Below are 15,826 nucleotides of genomic sequence, written 5' to 3' on the forward strand. Positions count from 1 at the left end.
ACCTTCAGCCACTGCTGTTGTTTATCGAGAGCTCAAAGCCTATCGCCTGTTAAAACGAATGAGCTCACAAACTTATGACTAGCTAACCAATTCAACGGCTTCACGAACCAACACCGCGATCTCATCCCACTGTTCGTTCTCGATCATCTTTGGAGAAACCATCCACGTGCCACCGCAACAGACTACGCGATCGATCGCTAGGTAATCATTGACGTTGTGTTTGCCGATACCGCCCGTTGGCATTAGCGACACATCAACGTAAGGCGCGAGCAAAGATTTCACCATATTGATGCCACCAGACGCTTCAGCAGGGAAGAACTTCAAGAAGTTAAGGCCAAGCTCCAACGCTTGCTCTACTTGGCTTGGGTTATTTACGCCAGGAACGATTGGCATACCGATCTCTTGGCAACGCTTAACCGTGTTTGGGTTTAGGCCCGGCGCCACGATGAACTCACTTCCCGCCTCTTTCGCAAGGTCGATCTGCTCTGGTGTTAATACTGTACCTGCACCGATACACATCTCTGGATAGGCATCGCGCATCGCACGAATCGAATCTGCTGCTGCTTCGGTACGGAACGTCACTTCTGCCACGGGCAGGCCGTTTTCTACTAACACTTTTGCTAGTGGAATCGCATGCTCCACCTTGTTGATTTGGATAACAGGGATAACTTTGAATTGCTTAAGTTTGTTGAGCATTTCTTGAGACATAATAATTCCGCTTTATATTTTATTTTTTAATCAGTTGACTCATAGCGCTCACGGGGATGATTGCGCCTGAGTATTGAATAACGATGGAGGCCAGTTGGTGGCCAAGTTCGGCTGCGTCGGTGGCGCTCTCACCTGTAAGGCGCGCGGCTAAATAACCCGCAGCGAATGAGTCGCCCGCAGCACAAGTATCAACCACGTTAGAAACACGATTCGCGGATACATAGCTCTCAACAACATCGCCTTGTTCAACTTGAACAATCTTGCATGGCTCACAGCCACGTTTGATGACGATCTCTTGGCAACCCAAGCGAAGGCAGCGTTGTTGAACGCTCTCGGAATTACCCCAAACCAGCAAGTCGTCGTCTTCGGTAATCAGTGCGATGTCGACCAATGGCAGTAACTTGGCGTACCAGCGCTGAGCTTGCTCGGTGCTCCAAAGCTGCGGGCGATAGTTGTTATCAAAAATCACCTTGCCGCCTTGGTTTGAGAACACGCCAATGGCTTTGAATAAACACGCACGAGAGGCGTCATCCAAAATCGCGATACTGATACCGCTGATGTAAACCGCGTCGACTTGTTTCTCGGTCAGGGCGATTTCAAGCTTATTCAGGTTGTCGGTTTGCTTGTTTAAGTTATCAATTTGAAAGTAAGATTTTACTGCTGCGTCGTTGCGCCAGTAGTGAAAGTGTCGCTCGCCAGTCTCGTCGGTTTCGACCATGTAGAGTCCAGGAAGCTTGTTCGCGATGCGTTCAACGAAATTGGTTTGAATACCTTCGAACTGCCAGCTATCAATCATATTTTGAGACAGTTCATCACTGCCAAGACCTGTCGCGTAGTGCACTTAGAGGTTTTGATGTTGGGTTAAGCGAGAAAGGTAAAGCGCGGTATTGAGCGTGTCACCGCCGAATTTTTTGGTTAATGGAGAGCCGCTGATTTCGACCATGCACTCACCAAAGAAAGCAATATTGAAGTTAGAAGATGCAGGCATAGCCGATCCTAAAAATAGAGATAATTGACCTTAGAAAAGGCCCTACCGTTAAGCAGGGCCTGAATTAAGCAAACCAGTTGTGAAGACTAGGTTTAGCTTGTTTGATTTGCAGGACGTTGAGGTGCCGCTTCTTCTTCAAGCACACCTGAGTCTGACAATTCCATTTCCATCAGAGCGCGCTCGTCATCAAGAATTGCTTTTGCCATTTCTGGTGTCACTTGATTAGCCGGAGTACATAGGCTTACCAGCACACCAGCCGTTAGAGCCACTAGACAAGAAGGAATCACAGGGTTCCCCCAGAAAGCCGTGTAGTCTGCGTTTAGCATTACAACAAATGAAGCCACAGATGCACCCGCTAGCGTAGCAAGAGCACCCTGCCAGTTGTAACGTTTCCAGAATCGACCCAACATACCGCACACAAACATGCCCGACATTACGGTTGAAATCATTTTCGTGATGTAGCCAATGATGTCGTTTGACGTTAGTGCGAACAACAGTGCAAAACCAATCACCACAATCAGTGCCAAGCGAGAGTAGTTCACCATTGACTCTTTGTTTGGTACGCGGCCAGTGAACATCACGTAAACATCACGAAGTAGGATAGAAACACCTGCTATCGCATCTGAACTTGCGCTCGACATGGTTGCAGAAAGACCCGCGATAAGAACAATCATGCCAACGCCAACCGGAAGAACCGTTGCAGCAACATAAGGGAACGAGTAGTTCGCGTTATCCAATGATGGGTCAATCGCATGTGCTGCCATACCAATGATTGCAGGGATGATTGAGAAGAAAAGGTACAACACACCCGATGCAACAAATGAGCGACGAACGGTTGATACGTCTTTACCCGAGTAGATACGTTGACGGAATGAAGGCGTCGCAAGAACACCCACACCAATAACCACAGCCAGAGAAACAGCAGGCAGAAGACCCAGTTTATCGATTGCTAAAAAGCTTGTAGCAGAAGGGTCCATCGCAGCGTAAAGGTTATCCATGCCGCCGATGTAATCGACTGACATTACCGCCATCAAGATGAAGCCAGCAAAAAGGATGATAGCTTGAATGGTATCGGTCCACACAACCGCCGTGTAACCACCGATCACCACGTAAATAGTGAATGCTGCAGCAATAATGATTTTCGCTAGGTTGAGGTCGATGTCTGCAATCCACGCTAAGTACATGCCGCCACCTAGAATGTGAGCGCCTAACCAACCAATTGAGGCAACAAAGATCAGTACACCTACAACGTTTTTCACGATGCGGTTAGCGCCAACATAGTAAGCCAGTTCTTCACTCATGGTCATGAAGTTCAGTTTACGAACCGGAGCAAACCAAAGTGCAAGTAATAGGATGCCTATCGCACCACCAATACCGTACAGAGCTCCTGCCCAGCCATTTGCGTAGCCGAAGCCAACCGCCCCCATACTTGAACCCGTACCAACCATCGTCGCTACTGTTGTACCAAGTACTAAGAACATAGGTAGGCCACGGCCACCTAATAAGAAATCTTCGCCAGATTTTTGATTACGCGAGACAAACCAGCCTAACCAAATTAAAAAACATACGTACACGCCGAAGCCTGTAAGAAAAAGTGTGCTGTTCATTTGACACCTCTCAGTGAAATATTGAGTTCATTCCTGAACTTTATTTATGATTCATTCATTTTATATTTCATATAATTACTTTATTGATTTTATCTTTTTTAATTAAAGTAATTTTTATAAATGTAGGGTGAGAGTATTAAAGGATAATAACAGGGATGACTAACCCCTAATACTCTCTAAGTAGGTAATTGTGATTAGGTTATTACTATCCGCGATCGGCGCGGTAGCAAGTCACATCTACTTCAACCTTCACGTCTACAACTAAGTCGCAAACCATACAGATACGAGCCGGTGGGTTAGCACCGAAGAACTCTTTGAATACCTTATTAAAAGATTGGAAGTAACGAGAATCCGTTAGCACAACCTTTACGTGCATTACGTCTTCTAGGCCGTAGCCCGCTTCAGTCATGATATCGACACAGTTTTGGATCGCTAGGCGAGACTGGTCAACAATGCCACCCTCAACCACTTCACCATCTGTCATCGGTGTCTGGCCAGAAACGTACAGGAAACCACCCGCTTCAGTTGCGCGTGCAAATGGTAAATGTTGTCCGCCTGTACCTGTACCGCCTTCAACACCGTAACGTTTAATAGTCATTTTTTAACTCCACTTATTTATAGATAATATTGGCTTTATAGATAAAACAGTTTCTATTCCAATATATTTAAATTAATTCGCCGTTTTTATAATCACCTGAATTTGATAAATAATTTAAATTCTAGTTTCGGTAAATAAAAACGCCTGAACGATTATTTCTTACTTTTCCTTGCTGGTAAGTTAGCTCACCATTTACAAATACACTTTCTATTCCTTCAGCAACTGAAATAGGATTTTCAAATGTTGCTGTATCTTTAATATTCTTTGGATCAAATAAAACTAAATCGGCAAATGCACCGCAGCGAACTTCGCCTCGGCCCGCTAAGTTGTAACGCTGAGCCGACATTCCGGTCATTTTGTGAATAGCTTCTGGTAACGAGAACAGTTTTTCATCTCGGCAGTAGTGACCCAATACTTTCGGGAAGGTGCCCCACAACCTTGGGTGTGGATGCGGGTCATTAGGTAAACCGTCTGAACCGACCATGGTTAACTTGTATTTCAAAACGCGCTTTACGTCGTTCTCATCCATACAGTGATAAACCGCACCTGCTGGTTGAAGCGCTTTTGCTGCGCCCATCAGGGGTAGGTTCATTTCATCAGCAATCTGCTTCAGCGTTTTGCCTGCGTGTTCTGGTTTTGCTTCAGACCAAGTGATGAAGATGTCGAAATCGTCAGTCACTTGTTTCAAATCTAATGTCGAAGAGCTCGCTGAGTATGGGTAGCAATCGCAAGACACATCTTGATGCTCAGAAACCTTGTCCATCAAATCAAGAACTTCAACGGTTCTACCCCAGTTACCCGCACCTGCACATTTAAGGTGTGAAATAACAACAGGCACTTTCGCGTATTGTCCTGTCTCAAACGCCTCTTCCATCGCGCTTAAGATCTCTTCAAATTCGGTACGCATATGCGTGGTATAGATGCCGCCGTGACTAGAAAGCACCTTTGCTAACTGCATCACTTCGTTGGCATTCGCTTGTTTAGCGCTTGCGTAAGCCAAACCCGAGCTCAAACCTAATGCGCCTTGCGCCATCGCCAAATCAAGGTTGGTTTGCATCGCTGCGATTTCATCTTCGCTTGCGGTGCGTTGTAGGTCGTCCATCACTTGGTTACGCAATGTCGTATGGCCAACTAACGCTGCGACGTTTACTGCCGGTTGAGCTTGCTCTACTGCTTGTGCATACGCGGCGAAAGTTGGGTATTTAAAGTCAGCTTGTGCGCCTAACAGATTCATTGGGTCAGGTGGATCGCCAGCCAAAACCGTTGGCGATGCGCTGATACCACAGTTACCAACAATCACGGTTGTGACACCTTGGCTGATCTTAGGCAGGCAGTCTGGGTAACGAATTACATTGGTATCGTCGTGTGTGTGTACATCGATGAATCCAGGAGCCAATGCTAAGCCAGCTCCCTCAACCAACTGACTACAATCTTCATGATCGATTTTGCCAATTTCGGCGATTTTTCCATCTCGGATTGCTACATCGGCACAAAACGATTGTTCGCCGGTGCCATCAAACACCTCTACATTTTTAATTATCGTATCGAACAACATTTTTCACTCTCTCAATCCACTGTGTTGATGAAGCTATCTTAAAAATTTGGCCGATTGTTTTCAGTGACAAAACACACATAATATTTTAAATTGCGTGATAGTTTCTATCACAAACAATAACAATGATAGATTTAGATATAATAAAACAACAACTTACATCATGTTAGGAATCAGCAATGAAAAATAACCCTGCACTCGAAAATGTTAGAAAGTATCAAAAAGAAGGTTTTATCTTGACTGAAAAAGGCCAAAAAGGGAGAGCGGTATCACAATCTGAGAACGGTGTTTATCGACTGATTGATGAAGATGTTTCGCTCCCGGTTGCGGTTATCAAGCAATCAGCCTTAACCAATAACCTGAATTGGATGCAATCATTCGCCGATCATCACCAGGTTAAATTGTCGCCACACGGCAAAACATCGATGACACCTGATTTCTTCCGTCAACAGCTAGAAAATGGCGCTTGGGGAATTACCGTTGCGACACCTGCACAAGCAGAAATTGCAGCAATGGCAGGTGCAAAACGCATCATCATGGCTAACCAATTGGTGGGCAAAACCAACATGGCGATCATCGAACAACTGATTCGCGAGTTTGATGTCGATTTCTACTGTTGTGTGGATTCATCGGTAAACGTGCAGCAACTTAGCCAATATTTCGCTAATACACAGCAGACGCTAAAAGTACTGATCGAATTTGGTGTACCGGGCGGTCGCTGTGGTTGTCGTTCACCTCAAGAAGTTCTAGAGCTGGCGCAAACTATCCAAGATACGCCTGCGCTTTCGCTAGCGGGTATTGAGGTATACGAGGGTGTGATTCATGGCGACAATGCCGAGCAAGACATTCGCACCTTCTTAAATCAGGCGCTCACTTCGGTCGAAAGCCTGACATCAGATGGCCTAATTGCAGGGCAACCTATTATCACTGGCGCAGGCTCTGCTTGGTATGACGTGGTGGCAGAATGTTTAGCGAACCTAACCGATTACTTGGCGATCATCCGCCCGGGCTGTTACGCGATTCACGACACAGGTATCTACCTAGACGCTCAAAGCAAAGTGCTACAACGTGCCCAAGCAAACCAAGGTTACGCGTGCGAATTGGGTGGAGATCTGGAATCGGCACTTGAGGTATGGGCGTATGTAATCTCTCGTCCGGAGCCAACAAAGTTAGTGGTTGGACTAGGCAAGCGTGATGTGGCCTTTGATGCAGGTTTACCGATTGCCGAGCGTGGCTATCGCAACGGCGAAGCAATCTCAGTGAAAGGCTTAACCTCTACTGCGGTGATGGATCAACATACCTTTGTTGAAACCGATGGTTCTTCTGAAATTGAAGTGGGCGACATGATTGCTTTCTCGACCTCACATCCGTGCTTAACCTTCGACAAATGGCGCTACATTGCCATCAGCGATGACGACCATCAGGTAACAAACTGGGTGGAAACCTGTTTCTAGGTCGATTTTTCAATAAGCTAGAATCAACGAAACAATAAGATATACTAACGGGGCTAAGCTTTAGCGACCAATGACTAGGTATTAGCAAATAGCCCCATCAACAAAGGATCAGGATTCTTGAGTTTAGAAGTAGATATCATTTCACAGATAACCGAGCGTTTTCCCGCTCTTCGTGATGCAGAGAAAAAAGTCGCTAAGCTGATCATGGACGACATTGATTTTGCAGCCAATGCCAGCATCACAGAGCTGGCCGAAGGCGCTCAAGTCAGTGAAGCCACTATTACGCGTTTTGCGAAGGCGATCGGCTGTAACAACGTGCGTGATATGAAGATCAAGCTTGCTCAAACCTTAACGGTGGGCCAGCGCTTTATTCTTGAACCGGTTAACCAAACGGGCTATCAAGGTATCTACGAATCGATCAAGCAGAGCCTAGACATCAACCGCACCTTGTTCAAAGAGCAAGACGTTGAAACTGCAGTGAGTTGGCTGCACAACGCCAGACAGATCATTGCGATCGGCATGGGTGGCGGCTCAACCATCGCCTCTCAAGAGCTGCAACACAGACTGTTTCGTTTGGGTTACCCAGTGGTGTCATACAACGATGGTTTGATGTCACGCATGGTTGCAGCCACGGCAGATGCCAATGATGTGATGGTGATGATTTCCGCGACAGGCTTTACGCCAGTGATCACCGAAACCGCCGAACTAGCGAAGCAATATGGGCTTAAGATCATCGCGATTACCCCGCAAGACACGCCACTGGCAAAGATTGCGAATATTGTTTTGCCAATCAAACACATGGAAACCGACTTCATCTACAAACCATCAGCGTCTCGCTACGCAATGCTGGCATTGGTGGATGTGCTTTCAATGGGTATGGCGGTCAATCATAAGAACCGCTCGCGCGATAAACTGCGCCGCTTAAAAGTTGCTTTAGACTCCTACCGAGGTGGCGGCGACCGACAACCTCTCGGTGATTAATCGTTACCGAAACCAAGCTTCTTGCAGCTAAATCAAAATAGAATCTGAATTAAAAAGCCCCGCAGTATTCACTCGTTCGAGTCGATACTGCGGGGCTTTTTAAATTGTTGTTTTGTCGGAAGTCACTCGTCTAAGTTAATCGCAGTTAAAATGAACTCGACTCGTCCCTCAACAGATAACTTAGGCACTTCCACCAGCTGATAACCAAACTGGGTATAGGCTGCCACCATCTTTTCATAGGTGGCGACCGCTTCTTCAAAGTCTTGTTTACGCTCTTGGTCATTGATGAAAATCGAATCCCATGGCGGGAAGATAAATACCTTGGCGTTGTATGCGAGCTCATTACAGCTATTCAGCAAGGATTCTGGAATAGGCAACGTCTCTAACAAACTGTAACCGTATGAATCTACGATGCTTCTATCAAAGAAAACGAGTTGCTCACTTGTCTCAAATGCTTGGTAATTGGCTAACTCTTCTCGCACCATTTCGTCACGAAAAGCCACTTTATCTAACCATGGTAAGGCGTGACCTTGCTGTTCGACTTGGTGCTGAATCACTTTACGCCCAACCTCTGGTGCGCAGCGATAGCCCTGGCTTTTCAAAGCGTCGATGACCGAGGTTTTGCCTGAGCCCGGCCCACCTGTAAATACAATTAGGTTATTCAAATGAACCTCTTCAAAGGGGAAAATAACGAATCGGACCTTAACGAAAACCTAGTTCATGAAACCCAAGTTAACGAATCAAGGACAGAATGGACTTAAATTCTGGTGCGCGGCAATCTTTCACAAGCTCGTATAAGCTCATTTCTAATCCCGTAATCTGGACACCAGCGTCCCGCAATCGGCTGATGGCCAATTTCTTATTCAGTGCTGTTCGTGAACTAATGCAATCACCAACGACCTGAACCTTGTACCCAAGATCCAACAACCCCAATGCGGTTTGATAGACACATATGTGAGCCTCAATACCACACACCAACCACGTATCCACATCTTTAACTTGCACTGCCTCAACAAACTTGGGCTCGTTACACGCGTTGAACGTGAATTTCGGTATCGGCTTAACATCACTCAATAGGTCATTCAGCTCACTAACGGTTGCCCCCAACTTCTCTGGGTTCTGCTCCAAACTCACAATAGGAAGGCCTAAAACCTGCGCTCCCTCAATCAGCTTTCCACAGTTAGCAATCAGTGTCTCGCTCTCATCAACAAGGCGTGCGAGCTTGCCCTGAACATCCACAACCACCAAGCCTGTGTTTTGTTTCGTTAGCATGTTTACTCCTTGTTTTGGGCAGCCTGATTAATTACGCAATCTGATGTGTATGTTTTCTACTATGTAATGATTCAGCTTACAAAGCCATACAGTAATACATAAAAGACTACGGAATAATGGTCATCAACGGTCGAAAGGTCGCAAAACAAAAATAATTGATACTGACATGACATTAAAGAGTGAGTAAGAAAAATGAACAAGATAACGAAATCAGCATTAGCATTGGGTTTAATCAGCGCAGTTTCTCTTCCAGCTTTAGCAGCAGGCACTGACGGCGGTGCATACATTGGTGGCGGCCTTAGCGTGTACCAAGATTCTGATACAGATGGTCAAGGTAATCTAGATTCAGACGGCATGGGCTACAACTTATACGGCGGCTACCAATTCAACCGTATCGTAGGTGTGGAACTTGGCTACAACGATTACGCAGACTACAAAAAAGGCGCTGCAAAAATGTCTCCAGCGTCTATTTCTTTGTCAGCAAATCTTGGTTACACATTCGACAACACAATCCGCCCATTCGTATTGGCTGGTTTAAGCTCTGTTGATCTAAATGCAAACAAGAGTGCTGGTTACAATGATGATAGCGGTACGGGTTTCCATTTTGGTGTGGGCGTTGAATACTCACCAATCGAACATCTAACACTGCGCCTAATCTCACAAGCAGACGCTGTTAGTGTTGAGAACTACTACATTGGCAACAACAGTTCATTGAAAACTGAAGACAAAACACTTGCCTTCAACAGCATTAGCTTCGGTGGTTCATACAACTTCTAATGTGATTGAACCACAAAGAATAAGCTGAACATACTAATTCACTTTGCTGTTCCACCTTGTCATGAAGGTCACTCAGTAAAGTGAATTTTTTGTATCTACACGCCCTATCGCGTCATTTCACTTTAGCCAGTTTATCACTCACCATCACTTATTGAGCTTTATGCGTTGATATTAGAGCTTTCTTGGTAGCGAGACTAAAATAAAGGAATCAGAGACGCAGGAAAACAAAACCTATGAACCTTCCAAGCTTAAACATGTCGATAAACAAACTGCCCTTTGTGTTGGCTGTGTATTATCTGCTTGTCATCAATATCCCTCTCTCCCTAGAACTTCTTAGTATTGTTCAGGCATCAAAGTCTGAAAGTGTCGCGTTTCTTATATCCATCCCGATCTTCTTCCTTGCTGCCTTCAATTTTATCTTCCAAGTCTTTAATTGGCCGATATTTTCCAAGCCGTTTTTTATTTTGTTGCTGATAACCTCAACACTCGTCAGCTACAGCATGTTCAATTACGGCATCTATGTAGACTACGGGATGATAGAAAATGTATTCGAAACCAATAGTGGCGAAGCAGCAAGCTATGTAAGTGCCCACTCTATCTTGTGGTTATTCGCGATGGGGATTATCCCGTCACTGATCCTACTGTTTACCAAGCTTAAGCGAGAGTCATGGAAAGATTTCTTTGTCTGGAAGTCAATTGGGCTGATCTCTTCTTTGATCGTCATCGCCATTATTGCAGGGCTATTTTACAAAGATTACGTTTCGATTGGTCGCAATAACTCGCACATCAAAAAGATGATCATTCCAACCGAATATGTGGCATCAACGGTTAAATACGTCAATAACACCTACATTAAAGAGCCTATCCCTTACCAAGAGTTAGGGTTAGATGCGAAGCAAGCAGCACAAGACAAAGCGACAACCAAACCGACCTTACTGGTGTTTGTACTTGGTGAAACCGCGCGTGTGTACAACTACCAATATCATGGCTATGAGCGTGAAACCAATGCTCATACCAAACCTTACAACCCGATATTTTTCTCTGATGTTCAGTCGTGCGGCACCGCCACTGCGGTTTCTGTGCCGTGTATGTTCTCTAACATGAACCGCAGTAACTACGACCGCGACAAAGCTTACAACCAAGATAACGTGGTCGACATCATGAACCGCGCGGGCATTCACTCTATCTGGCGAGAGCATGATGGTGGAGACAAGGCCGTTGCACACCGAATCAAAGAGATGACACTCGTGGCCAAAGACAGTGACCCTTTGTGTAATAACGATGTGTGCTACGACACGGCGATGCTAGAGAACTTCGATCAAGATACTCAAGATCTTACGCAAAATAGCATCATCTTCTATCATATCGCCGGATCTCATGGCCCTACTTACTTTGAGCGCTATCCAGAAGAACATAAGAAATTCACGCCAGATTGCGCTCGCGCCGATATTGAAAACTGTACCAAAGAGGAAGTGGTTAACACCTACGACAACACCATCTTGTACACGGATTTCTTCCTATCACAGGCGATGCAAAAGCTTGAGAAACTCACTGACAAATACAATGTAGCGTTGATGTACGTATCCGATCACGGCGAGTCTCTGGGAGAAAATGGCGTCTACTTACACGGTATGCCTTACTCTTTAGCACCAAAGGAACAAACCCACGTCCCACTGATCTTTTGGATGTCGGATGGCTTCGCTGCCGAGAAAGGCATCAATGACACGTGCTTACGTAAAGCAGGAAAAGAGCAGAGCTTCTCACACGATAACCTGTTCGACTCTTTGCTTGGTTTAATGGACGTTCAAACCCAAGAATACCGAGAAAACCAAGACATCTTCGCACCGTGTCGTTAACTGCAACGCATTAGGCGCACATGCTTGATTTTAAGGGGACTCGTTTATGAGTCCCCTTTTTTGACCTACCTAAAACTGTCGTTTTTGTTCAATACCTACCTACAGTGTTCACCTACACTTGCTGGCATTGAAACGTGGCACATCAAGTAAAAGTACGATGTCTACCACGCACTTTACCGAATCGAAACAGCAGGAATACAAGCGATGTTAGACATCAAAAAAATTAAAACACTGAGCGACTTAAGTGAACTTAAAATGGCTTACTTTGCAGAATCAACCGCCCCACTCGATGGCATGTGGCACTTTGGCTTTGTGCCAATGTCAGACCATTACGGCTTTTACGAAAACGACATACTTGTGGGTTACTGCGTGTTAAATGGTGAAGGCTACTTACTTCAGTTTTACCTAGCACCAACCGCAAACGCGAACATTGCCGACTTGTTCACCTTAATCATCGAAAACAACAGCTCTGTGATTGGTGAAGTGAAAGGCGCATTCGTTAGCACCGCAGAGCCACAATACCTGTCGCTGTGTATGGACAATACTGAGTCATTCAAAGTGAATGCGATGATGTACCGCCAGAACCAAGAAAGCGACGCTAGCCGTCATTCAGGTCGTATTGAAGACATTAAAATGACGCTCGCGACGGAAGAGCAACTCGATAAGCTTGTGGAATTTGCTTCATCAGCGATTGGCGCACCGAAAGAGTGGCTAACTGGCTACTACAGCAATTTAATTGCTCGCCAAGAGCTGTGGGGTTACTGGGAAAATGAAAGCGTTCTTGCAACTGGAGAGTGCCGCAAGTTCGATGAGCACCAAACGCAGTTTGCAGACTTGGGCATGATTGTCGAACAAGCAGAACGTGGCAAAGGCTTAGCAACACGTGTGCTGAACTTTCTCACACAGCACGCCAACCGCCAAGGTTTGGAAGCGATGTGTTCAACAGAAGGTAGCAATATTGGCGCGCAGAAAGCGATTACTCGTGCTGGGTTATCATCGAAAAATCGAATCCTACAGTTCGATTTTGATTAGGGTTCTACTTTAACAAATTACTCACAGCCCAAGCGAAGCCAATTAAATTAAGCCCATATCCGTGACTCTATACATCCAGCGGTTATGGGCTCAGTTTTTGGTGGCTATCGATTGCAAAGACAAGACTATCTTCCTCAGCGATAGACACATATAGTTATTACAACGCTAACCTCAAATAGAATGTCGAATGATCAATTGGTTACAGTCTCCGAAATCCTCAGTTGTTGCCCAATACATCGATTGCTACTGGCTGATCGAGAAGACGCCCGACGCCCAAACCCATCAATTTCCTAAGCTTAACCCTGACCCTTCGGCGCATTTGATTCTGTCTCCAAACGACCAGCTTTATCACTACACGATAGAGCAACAGGTCGATCAAGGTGTTGGCTGTCATTTACTGCTGCCACACCATAAAGCGATTGAACTGGACCACTCAAAGCCGTTTGTTCATTTGGGCATCAAGTTCCATGTCGGAGCCTTGTACGCGTTGAATATTCCAGACTGCCCACACCCGAGCCTAGATCGCGTTAACCCTATCGATCTCGTTAGTTTATTAAGCAACCCAAATGCCGATGCCATGTCGCTAATAAACCTCGCTCAAACCGACTTTGAGGCCTGTTGTCAGCAATTGGATGAATTGCTGCTGTCTTGGTTATCGACAGGTAAAAAGGACAGGCACAGCGAACTCACCCGGAAGGTGTTAGAACTACTAGGTACAACACCCATTGCAGAGCTTGGCGACAAACTGTTTTGCTCGCAGCGCACCTTAGAAAGAAGCTTCAACAAGGTGACCGGACTAACGTTGAAACAGTGTCAGTCGATGAACAAACTCGAAGCTATGCTCGAATACCTTTATAAGCGAAATTTTGATGATATTGATTGGATAGATGTCGCCTATCAGTTTGGATTTAGCGACCAGCCACACCTGATTCGCTACCTTAAGAAAACCATTGGCCTAACGCCCAACACCTATGCCAAAGAAGGTGGCTTAACCATAGATGTGTATGGTGGAGTGAGATCGGAATAACTCATTTTTTATCTATAACGCACATTATTTCTACAGTGAATACTCTGTCTGTTGTGTCCCATTAGCCGCAAGTTTTATTGAGTTTGGAATTGCGACTCCATATACTGGAAACACCATCAGACGGAGGACAAAAATGAATAATAAAAACAAACATATAGTTTTAATTCATGGTCTATATATGCCTGCGTTGATCATGCAATATCTGGATAGAAACTTCAAAAAGCGCGGCTTTCAAACCCACAAGTTCGCTTACAACTCGCTGCGCTTCCCTTCTGCTGCTAAACGCCTCAATCGCTTCGTGAATGCACGCTTTGATGAGCACGATGAAGTCTACTTCTTTGGTCACTCACTCGGTGGCTTGCTGATTCGTCACTACTTTAAGTTTTACCAACCCGACTTTGCCGACACCTGCATCATTACGGCGGGGACTCCACACAATGGCGCGACTATCGCTAAAACGCTGTCGAATCATGGCCTCGGATTTATCTTTGGTTCGAGCAAGATGATCTTAAGTGATGGCTTGGGTGATTATGATATTGATGTGCCGATTGGCGTGATTACCGGCACCTACGACGCAGGTGTAGGTCGCATTGTATTGGGTAGAAACCCAGGAGATGGCACGGTTACACTTGAAGATGCGAGCCTGCGAGGCGCAACAGACACCTGCGCCCTCAAGCTCAATCACACAGCGCTTGTGTACTCTAAGGAAGTGGTTGCGTTATCTGCGCAATTTATCGAGCACAGAGCTTTCAAGAACGCTTCATAGATTTTGCGTAAGCTGTTTTCCGTTAGCTTTTGTACGTTAACTCTTGTATCTAGCTATGGCTTTCTTACTGCTGTCTTCTTACTTCAAATAGGTCAACTCAAACATAGGCCAATACAAAAATACCACTCTGCGATAAGAGTGGTATTCAAAGATTCATGACTGTAAATGCACGGCTTGTTATAAGCGATTTACTCGTGTTGGTAAGAACACCTCACCCAACATGCATCGCACCGAACCACCACCAATATCTTCAATCGTTTTCACGTTAAATGATAGCAGCTTACCGTGTGTCGCAAGTTGCGCGAGTTGAGCTGGAGAAAACGCATCGTAAGCCGATTGAGACATCGCAATCACCTTATCGCCATTCACCGTCTGCAGTTGCAGAATGTTGCCGCAGAATCGGTTCATCTGATCAATTGAGATAGAGATAACCTGCTTATCTTTAGCAAGCGACTTGACCACAAAACGGCGTTCAAATTCAGGAATCACTTCATCACAGATCACGCAGAAGTTATCGCCAATCGCCATCATCACATTGGTATGGTAAATCGGTTGGCCAGACGGTAATGCCGTTTGGAAAGAGACCACGCGAGAATAGCCAATGCGCTTTGCGTAATCTTCTAACACTTCACGGTCACAACGTTGAGAAAGCGCGGCATAGATGGTCTTGTTGATATGGTCGATAACCATCACGCCCGTGCTCTCTAGATAAGAACCCTGCGCGATGTAAGACTCTAGAGATTCACTGTGGTTAACAATGCGACCAGACGCTTCAAGTGCTTCAATAAGGGCATTTGGCTTCACTTCATTTTGACGGTTTTCACACGCCATAGGGAAGGTAAATAAGCTGCCGTCACCACAGGTGCTAAACCAGTTATTAGGGAATACCGCATCTGGGGTTTCCACACCAAGTTCTGGGTAATCAAACTCTACAACTTGCACACCTTCTTTACGCAACGAAGCGACCATCGCCTTAAATTCGGCCATGGTTTCTAATTTTACTTCAGCTTCGGTCAGATTAACTCTGTTCTGAAACTCATTATCTTGTGCCGTTTCTTCATTAAATTTAAATTCTTTTGGCGGCACCATAACAACGCAATTGGCGTTTTGAACATTAGTAATGTGAAGTGATTTTTTGTGTAGGTTTAACATCTCAACCGTCCCTATCTTTTATTTACCTCAGAATTGTAAACAACTTGTTACGACAA

General features: G+C 45.4%; 14 protein-coding genes and 1 pseudogene. 7 read left to right on the forward strand and 8 right to left on the reverse strand.

Annotation, left to right across the window (positions count from 1 at the left end; translation table 11 throughout):
* Positions 1-78: 78 nt before the first annotated feature.
* The 5 genes and pseudogenes from ITG09_21710 to ITG09_21730 all read right to left on the reverse strand — a co-directional run bounded on the left by ITG09_21710 (position 79) and on the right by ITG09_21730 (position 5,456).
* Positions 79-708 (reverse strand): bifunctional 4-hydroxy-2-oxoglutarate aldolase/2-dehydro-3-deoxy-phosphogluconate aldolase, encoded by a 630-nt coding sequence (locus ITG09_21710; protein ID UPR54002.1) that lies wholly within the window; start codon positions 706-708, stop codon positions 79-81.
* Between the two features lie 19 nt (positions 709-727).
* Positions 728-1,696, reverse strand: a pseudogene (locus ITG09_21715) (sugar kinase).
* A gap of 92 nt (positions 1,697-1,788) precedes the next feature.
* On the reverse strand, positions 1,789-3,303 hold the full coding sequence (locus ITG09_21720) for a sodium:solute symporter family protein (GenBank protein UPR54003.1): 1,515 nt from the start codon (positions 3,301-3,303) through the stop codon (positions 1,789-1,791).
* Between the two features lie 205 nt (positions 3,304-3,508).
* Entirely contained in the window at positions 3,509-3,901 is a 393-nt protein-coding gene (locus ITG09_21725) for a RidA family protein (protein UPR54004.1), read from the reverse strand.
* A gap of 121 nt (positions 3,902-4,022) precedes the next feature.
* Entirely contained in the window at positions 4,023-5,456 is a 1,434-nt protein-coding gene (locus ITG09_21730; GenBank protein UPR54005.1) for a D-aminoacylase, read from the reverse strand.
* A 176-nt stretch (positions 5,457-5,632) separates the two neighbouring features.
* On the opposite strand from ITG09_21730, the gene ITG09_21735 reads away from it, so the two are divergent.
* Both ITG09_21735 and ITG09_21740 read left to right on the forward strand, forming a co-directional pair.
* Positions 5,633-6,907 (forward strand): amino acid deaminase, encoded by a 1,275-nt coding sequence (locus ITG09_21735; protein UPR54006.1) that lies wholly within the window; start codon positions 5,633-5,635, stop codon positions 6,905-6,907.
* A 117-nt stretch (positions 6,908-7,024) separates the two neighbouring features.
* Positions 7,025-7,888 (forward strand): MurR/RpiR family transcriptional regulator, encoded by an 864-nt coding sequence (locus ITG09_21740; protein UPR54007.1) that lies wholly within the window; start codon positions 7,025-7,027, stop codon positions 7,886-7,888.
* 122 nt (positions 7,889-8,010) lie between these two features.
* Here ITG09_21740 and ITG09_21745 read toward each other — a convergent pair whose 3' ends face one another.
* Both ITG09_21745 and ITG09_21750 read right to left on the reverse strand, forming a co-directional pair.
* Positions 8,011-8,553, reverse strand: coding sequence for an AAA family ATPase (locus ITG09_21745; GenBank protein UPR54008.1), 543 nt, complete (start codon positions 8,551-8,553; stop codon positions 8,011-8,013).
* Between the two features lie 67 nt (positions 8,554-8,620).
* A complete protein-coding gene (locus tag ITG09_21750) occupies positions 8,621-9,160 on the reverse strand; it encodes a hydrolase (protein UPR54009.1) in 540 nt (179 codons plus the stop codon).
* 192 nt (positions 9,161-9,352) lie between these two features.
* Here ITG09_21750 and ITG09_21755 point away from each other — a divergent pair, with 192 nt between their 5' ends.
* From ITG09_21755 to ITG09_21775, 5 genes are all read left to right on the forward strand, one after another.
* Positions 9,353-9,937 carry a porin family protein gene (locus ITG09_21755; GenBank protein UPR54010.1) on the forward strand — a complete coding sequence of 195 codons (585 nt, stop codon included), beginning with the start codon at positions 9,353-9,355 and terminating at the stop codon, positions 9,935-9,937.
* A 233-nt stretch (positions 9,938-10,170) separates the two neighbouring features.
* Positions 10,171-11,793, forward strand: coding sequence for a phosphoethanolamine--lipid A transferase (locus ITG09_21760; protein ID UPR54011.1), 1,623 nt, complete (start codon positions 10,171-10,173; stop codon positions 11,791-11,793).
* A 204-nt stretch (positions 11,794-11,997) separates the two neighbouring features.
* A complete protein-coding gene (locus tag ITG09_21765; protein ID UPR54012.1) occupies positions 11,998-12,825 on the forward strand; it encodes a GNAT family N-acetyltransferase in 828 nt (275 codons plus the stop codon).
* Positions 12,826-13,012: 187 nt separating this feature from the next.
* Positions 13,013-13,852: an AraC family transcriptional regulator gene (locus ITG09_21770; protein UPR54013.1), complete on the forward strand. Its 840-nt coding sequence runs from the start codon at positions 13,013-13,015 to the stop codon at positions 13,850-13,852.
* 133 nt (positions 13,853-13,985) lie between these two features.
* A complete protein-coding gene (locus ITG09_21775) occupies positions 13,986-14,618 on the forward strand; it encodes an acetyltransferase (protein UPR54014.1) in 633 nt (210 codons plus the stop codon).
* Between the two features lie 177 nt (positions 14,619-14,795).
* Here ITG09_21775 and ITG09_21780 read toward each other — a convergent pair whose 3' ends face one another.
* A complete protein-coding gene (locus tag ITG09_21780; protein UPR54015.1) occupies positions 14,796-15,770 on the reverse strand; it encodes an amidinotransferase in 975 nt (324 codons plus the stop codon).
* Positions 15,771-15,826: the final 56 nt, after the last annotated feature.

It is taken from the genome of Vibrio cyclitrophicus (assembly GCA_023206055.1).
Lineage (GTDB): Bacteria > Pseudomonadota > Gammaproteobacteria > Enterobacterales > Vibrionaceae > Vibrio > Vibrio cyclitrophicus_A.

Excerpts from the sequence above, each read along its gene's own strand:
- ITG09_21760 (UPR54011.1), top strand. The coding sequence starts at position 10,171 with ATGAACCTTCCAAGCTTAAACATGTCGATAAACAAACTGCCCTTTGTG.
- ITG09_21770 (UPR54013.1), top strand. The coding sequence starts at position 13,013 with ATGATCAATTGGTTACAGTCTCCGAAATCCTCAGTTGTTGCCCAATAC.
- ITG09_21775 (UPR54014.1), top strand. The coding sequence starts at position 13,986 with ATGAATAATAAAAACAAACATATAGTTTTAATTCATGGTCTATATATG.
- ITG09_21710 (UPR54002.1), bottom strand. The coding sequence starts at position 708 with ATGTCTCAAGAAATGCTCAACAAACTTAAGCAATTCAAAGTTATCCCT.
- ITG09_21725 (UPR54004.1), bottom strand. The coding sequence starts at position 3,901 with ATGACTATTAAACGTTACGGTGTTGAAGGCGGTACAGGTACAGGCGGA.
- ITG09_21765 (UPR54012.1), top strand. The coding sequence starts at position 11,998 with ATGTTAGACATCAAAAAAATTAAAACACTGAGCGACTTAAGTGAACTT.
- ITG09_21720 (UPR54003.1), bottom strand. The coding sequence starts at position 3,303 with ATGAACAGCACACTTTTTCTTACAGGCTTCGGCGTGTACGTATGTTTT.
- ITG09_21735 (UPR54006.1), top strand. The coding sequence starts at position 5,633 with ATGAAAAATAACCCTGCACTCGAAAATGTTAGAAAGTATCAAAAAGAA.
- ITG09_21780 (UPR54015.1), bottom strand. The coding sequence starts at position 15,770 with ATGTTAAACCTACACAAAAAATCACTTCACATTACTAATGTTCAAAAC.
- ITG09_21730 (UPR54005.1), bottom strand. The coding sequence starts at position 5,456 with ATGTTGTTCGATACGATAATTAAAAATGTAGAGGTGTTTGATGGCACC.
- ITG09_21750 (UPR54009.1), bottom strand. The coding sequence starts at position 9,160 with ATGCTAACGAAACAAAACACAGGCTTGGTGGTTGTGGATGTTCAGGGC.
- ITG09_21755 (UPR54010.1), top strand. The coding sequence starts at position 9,353 with ATGAACAAGATAACGAAATCAGCATTAGCATTGGGTTTAATCAGCGCA.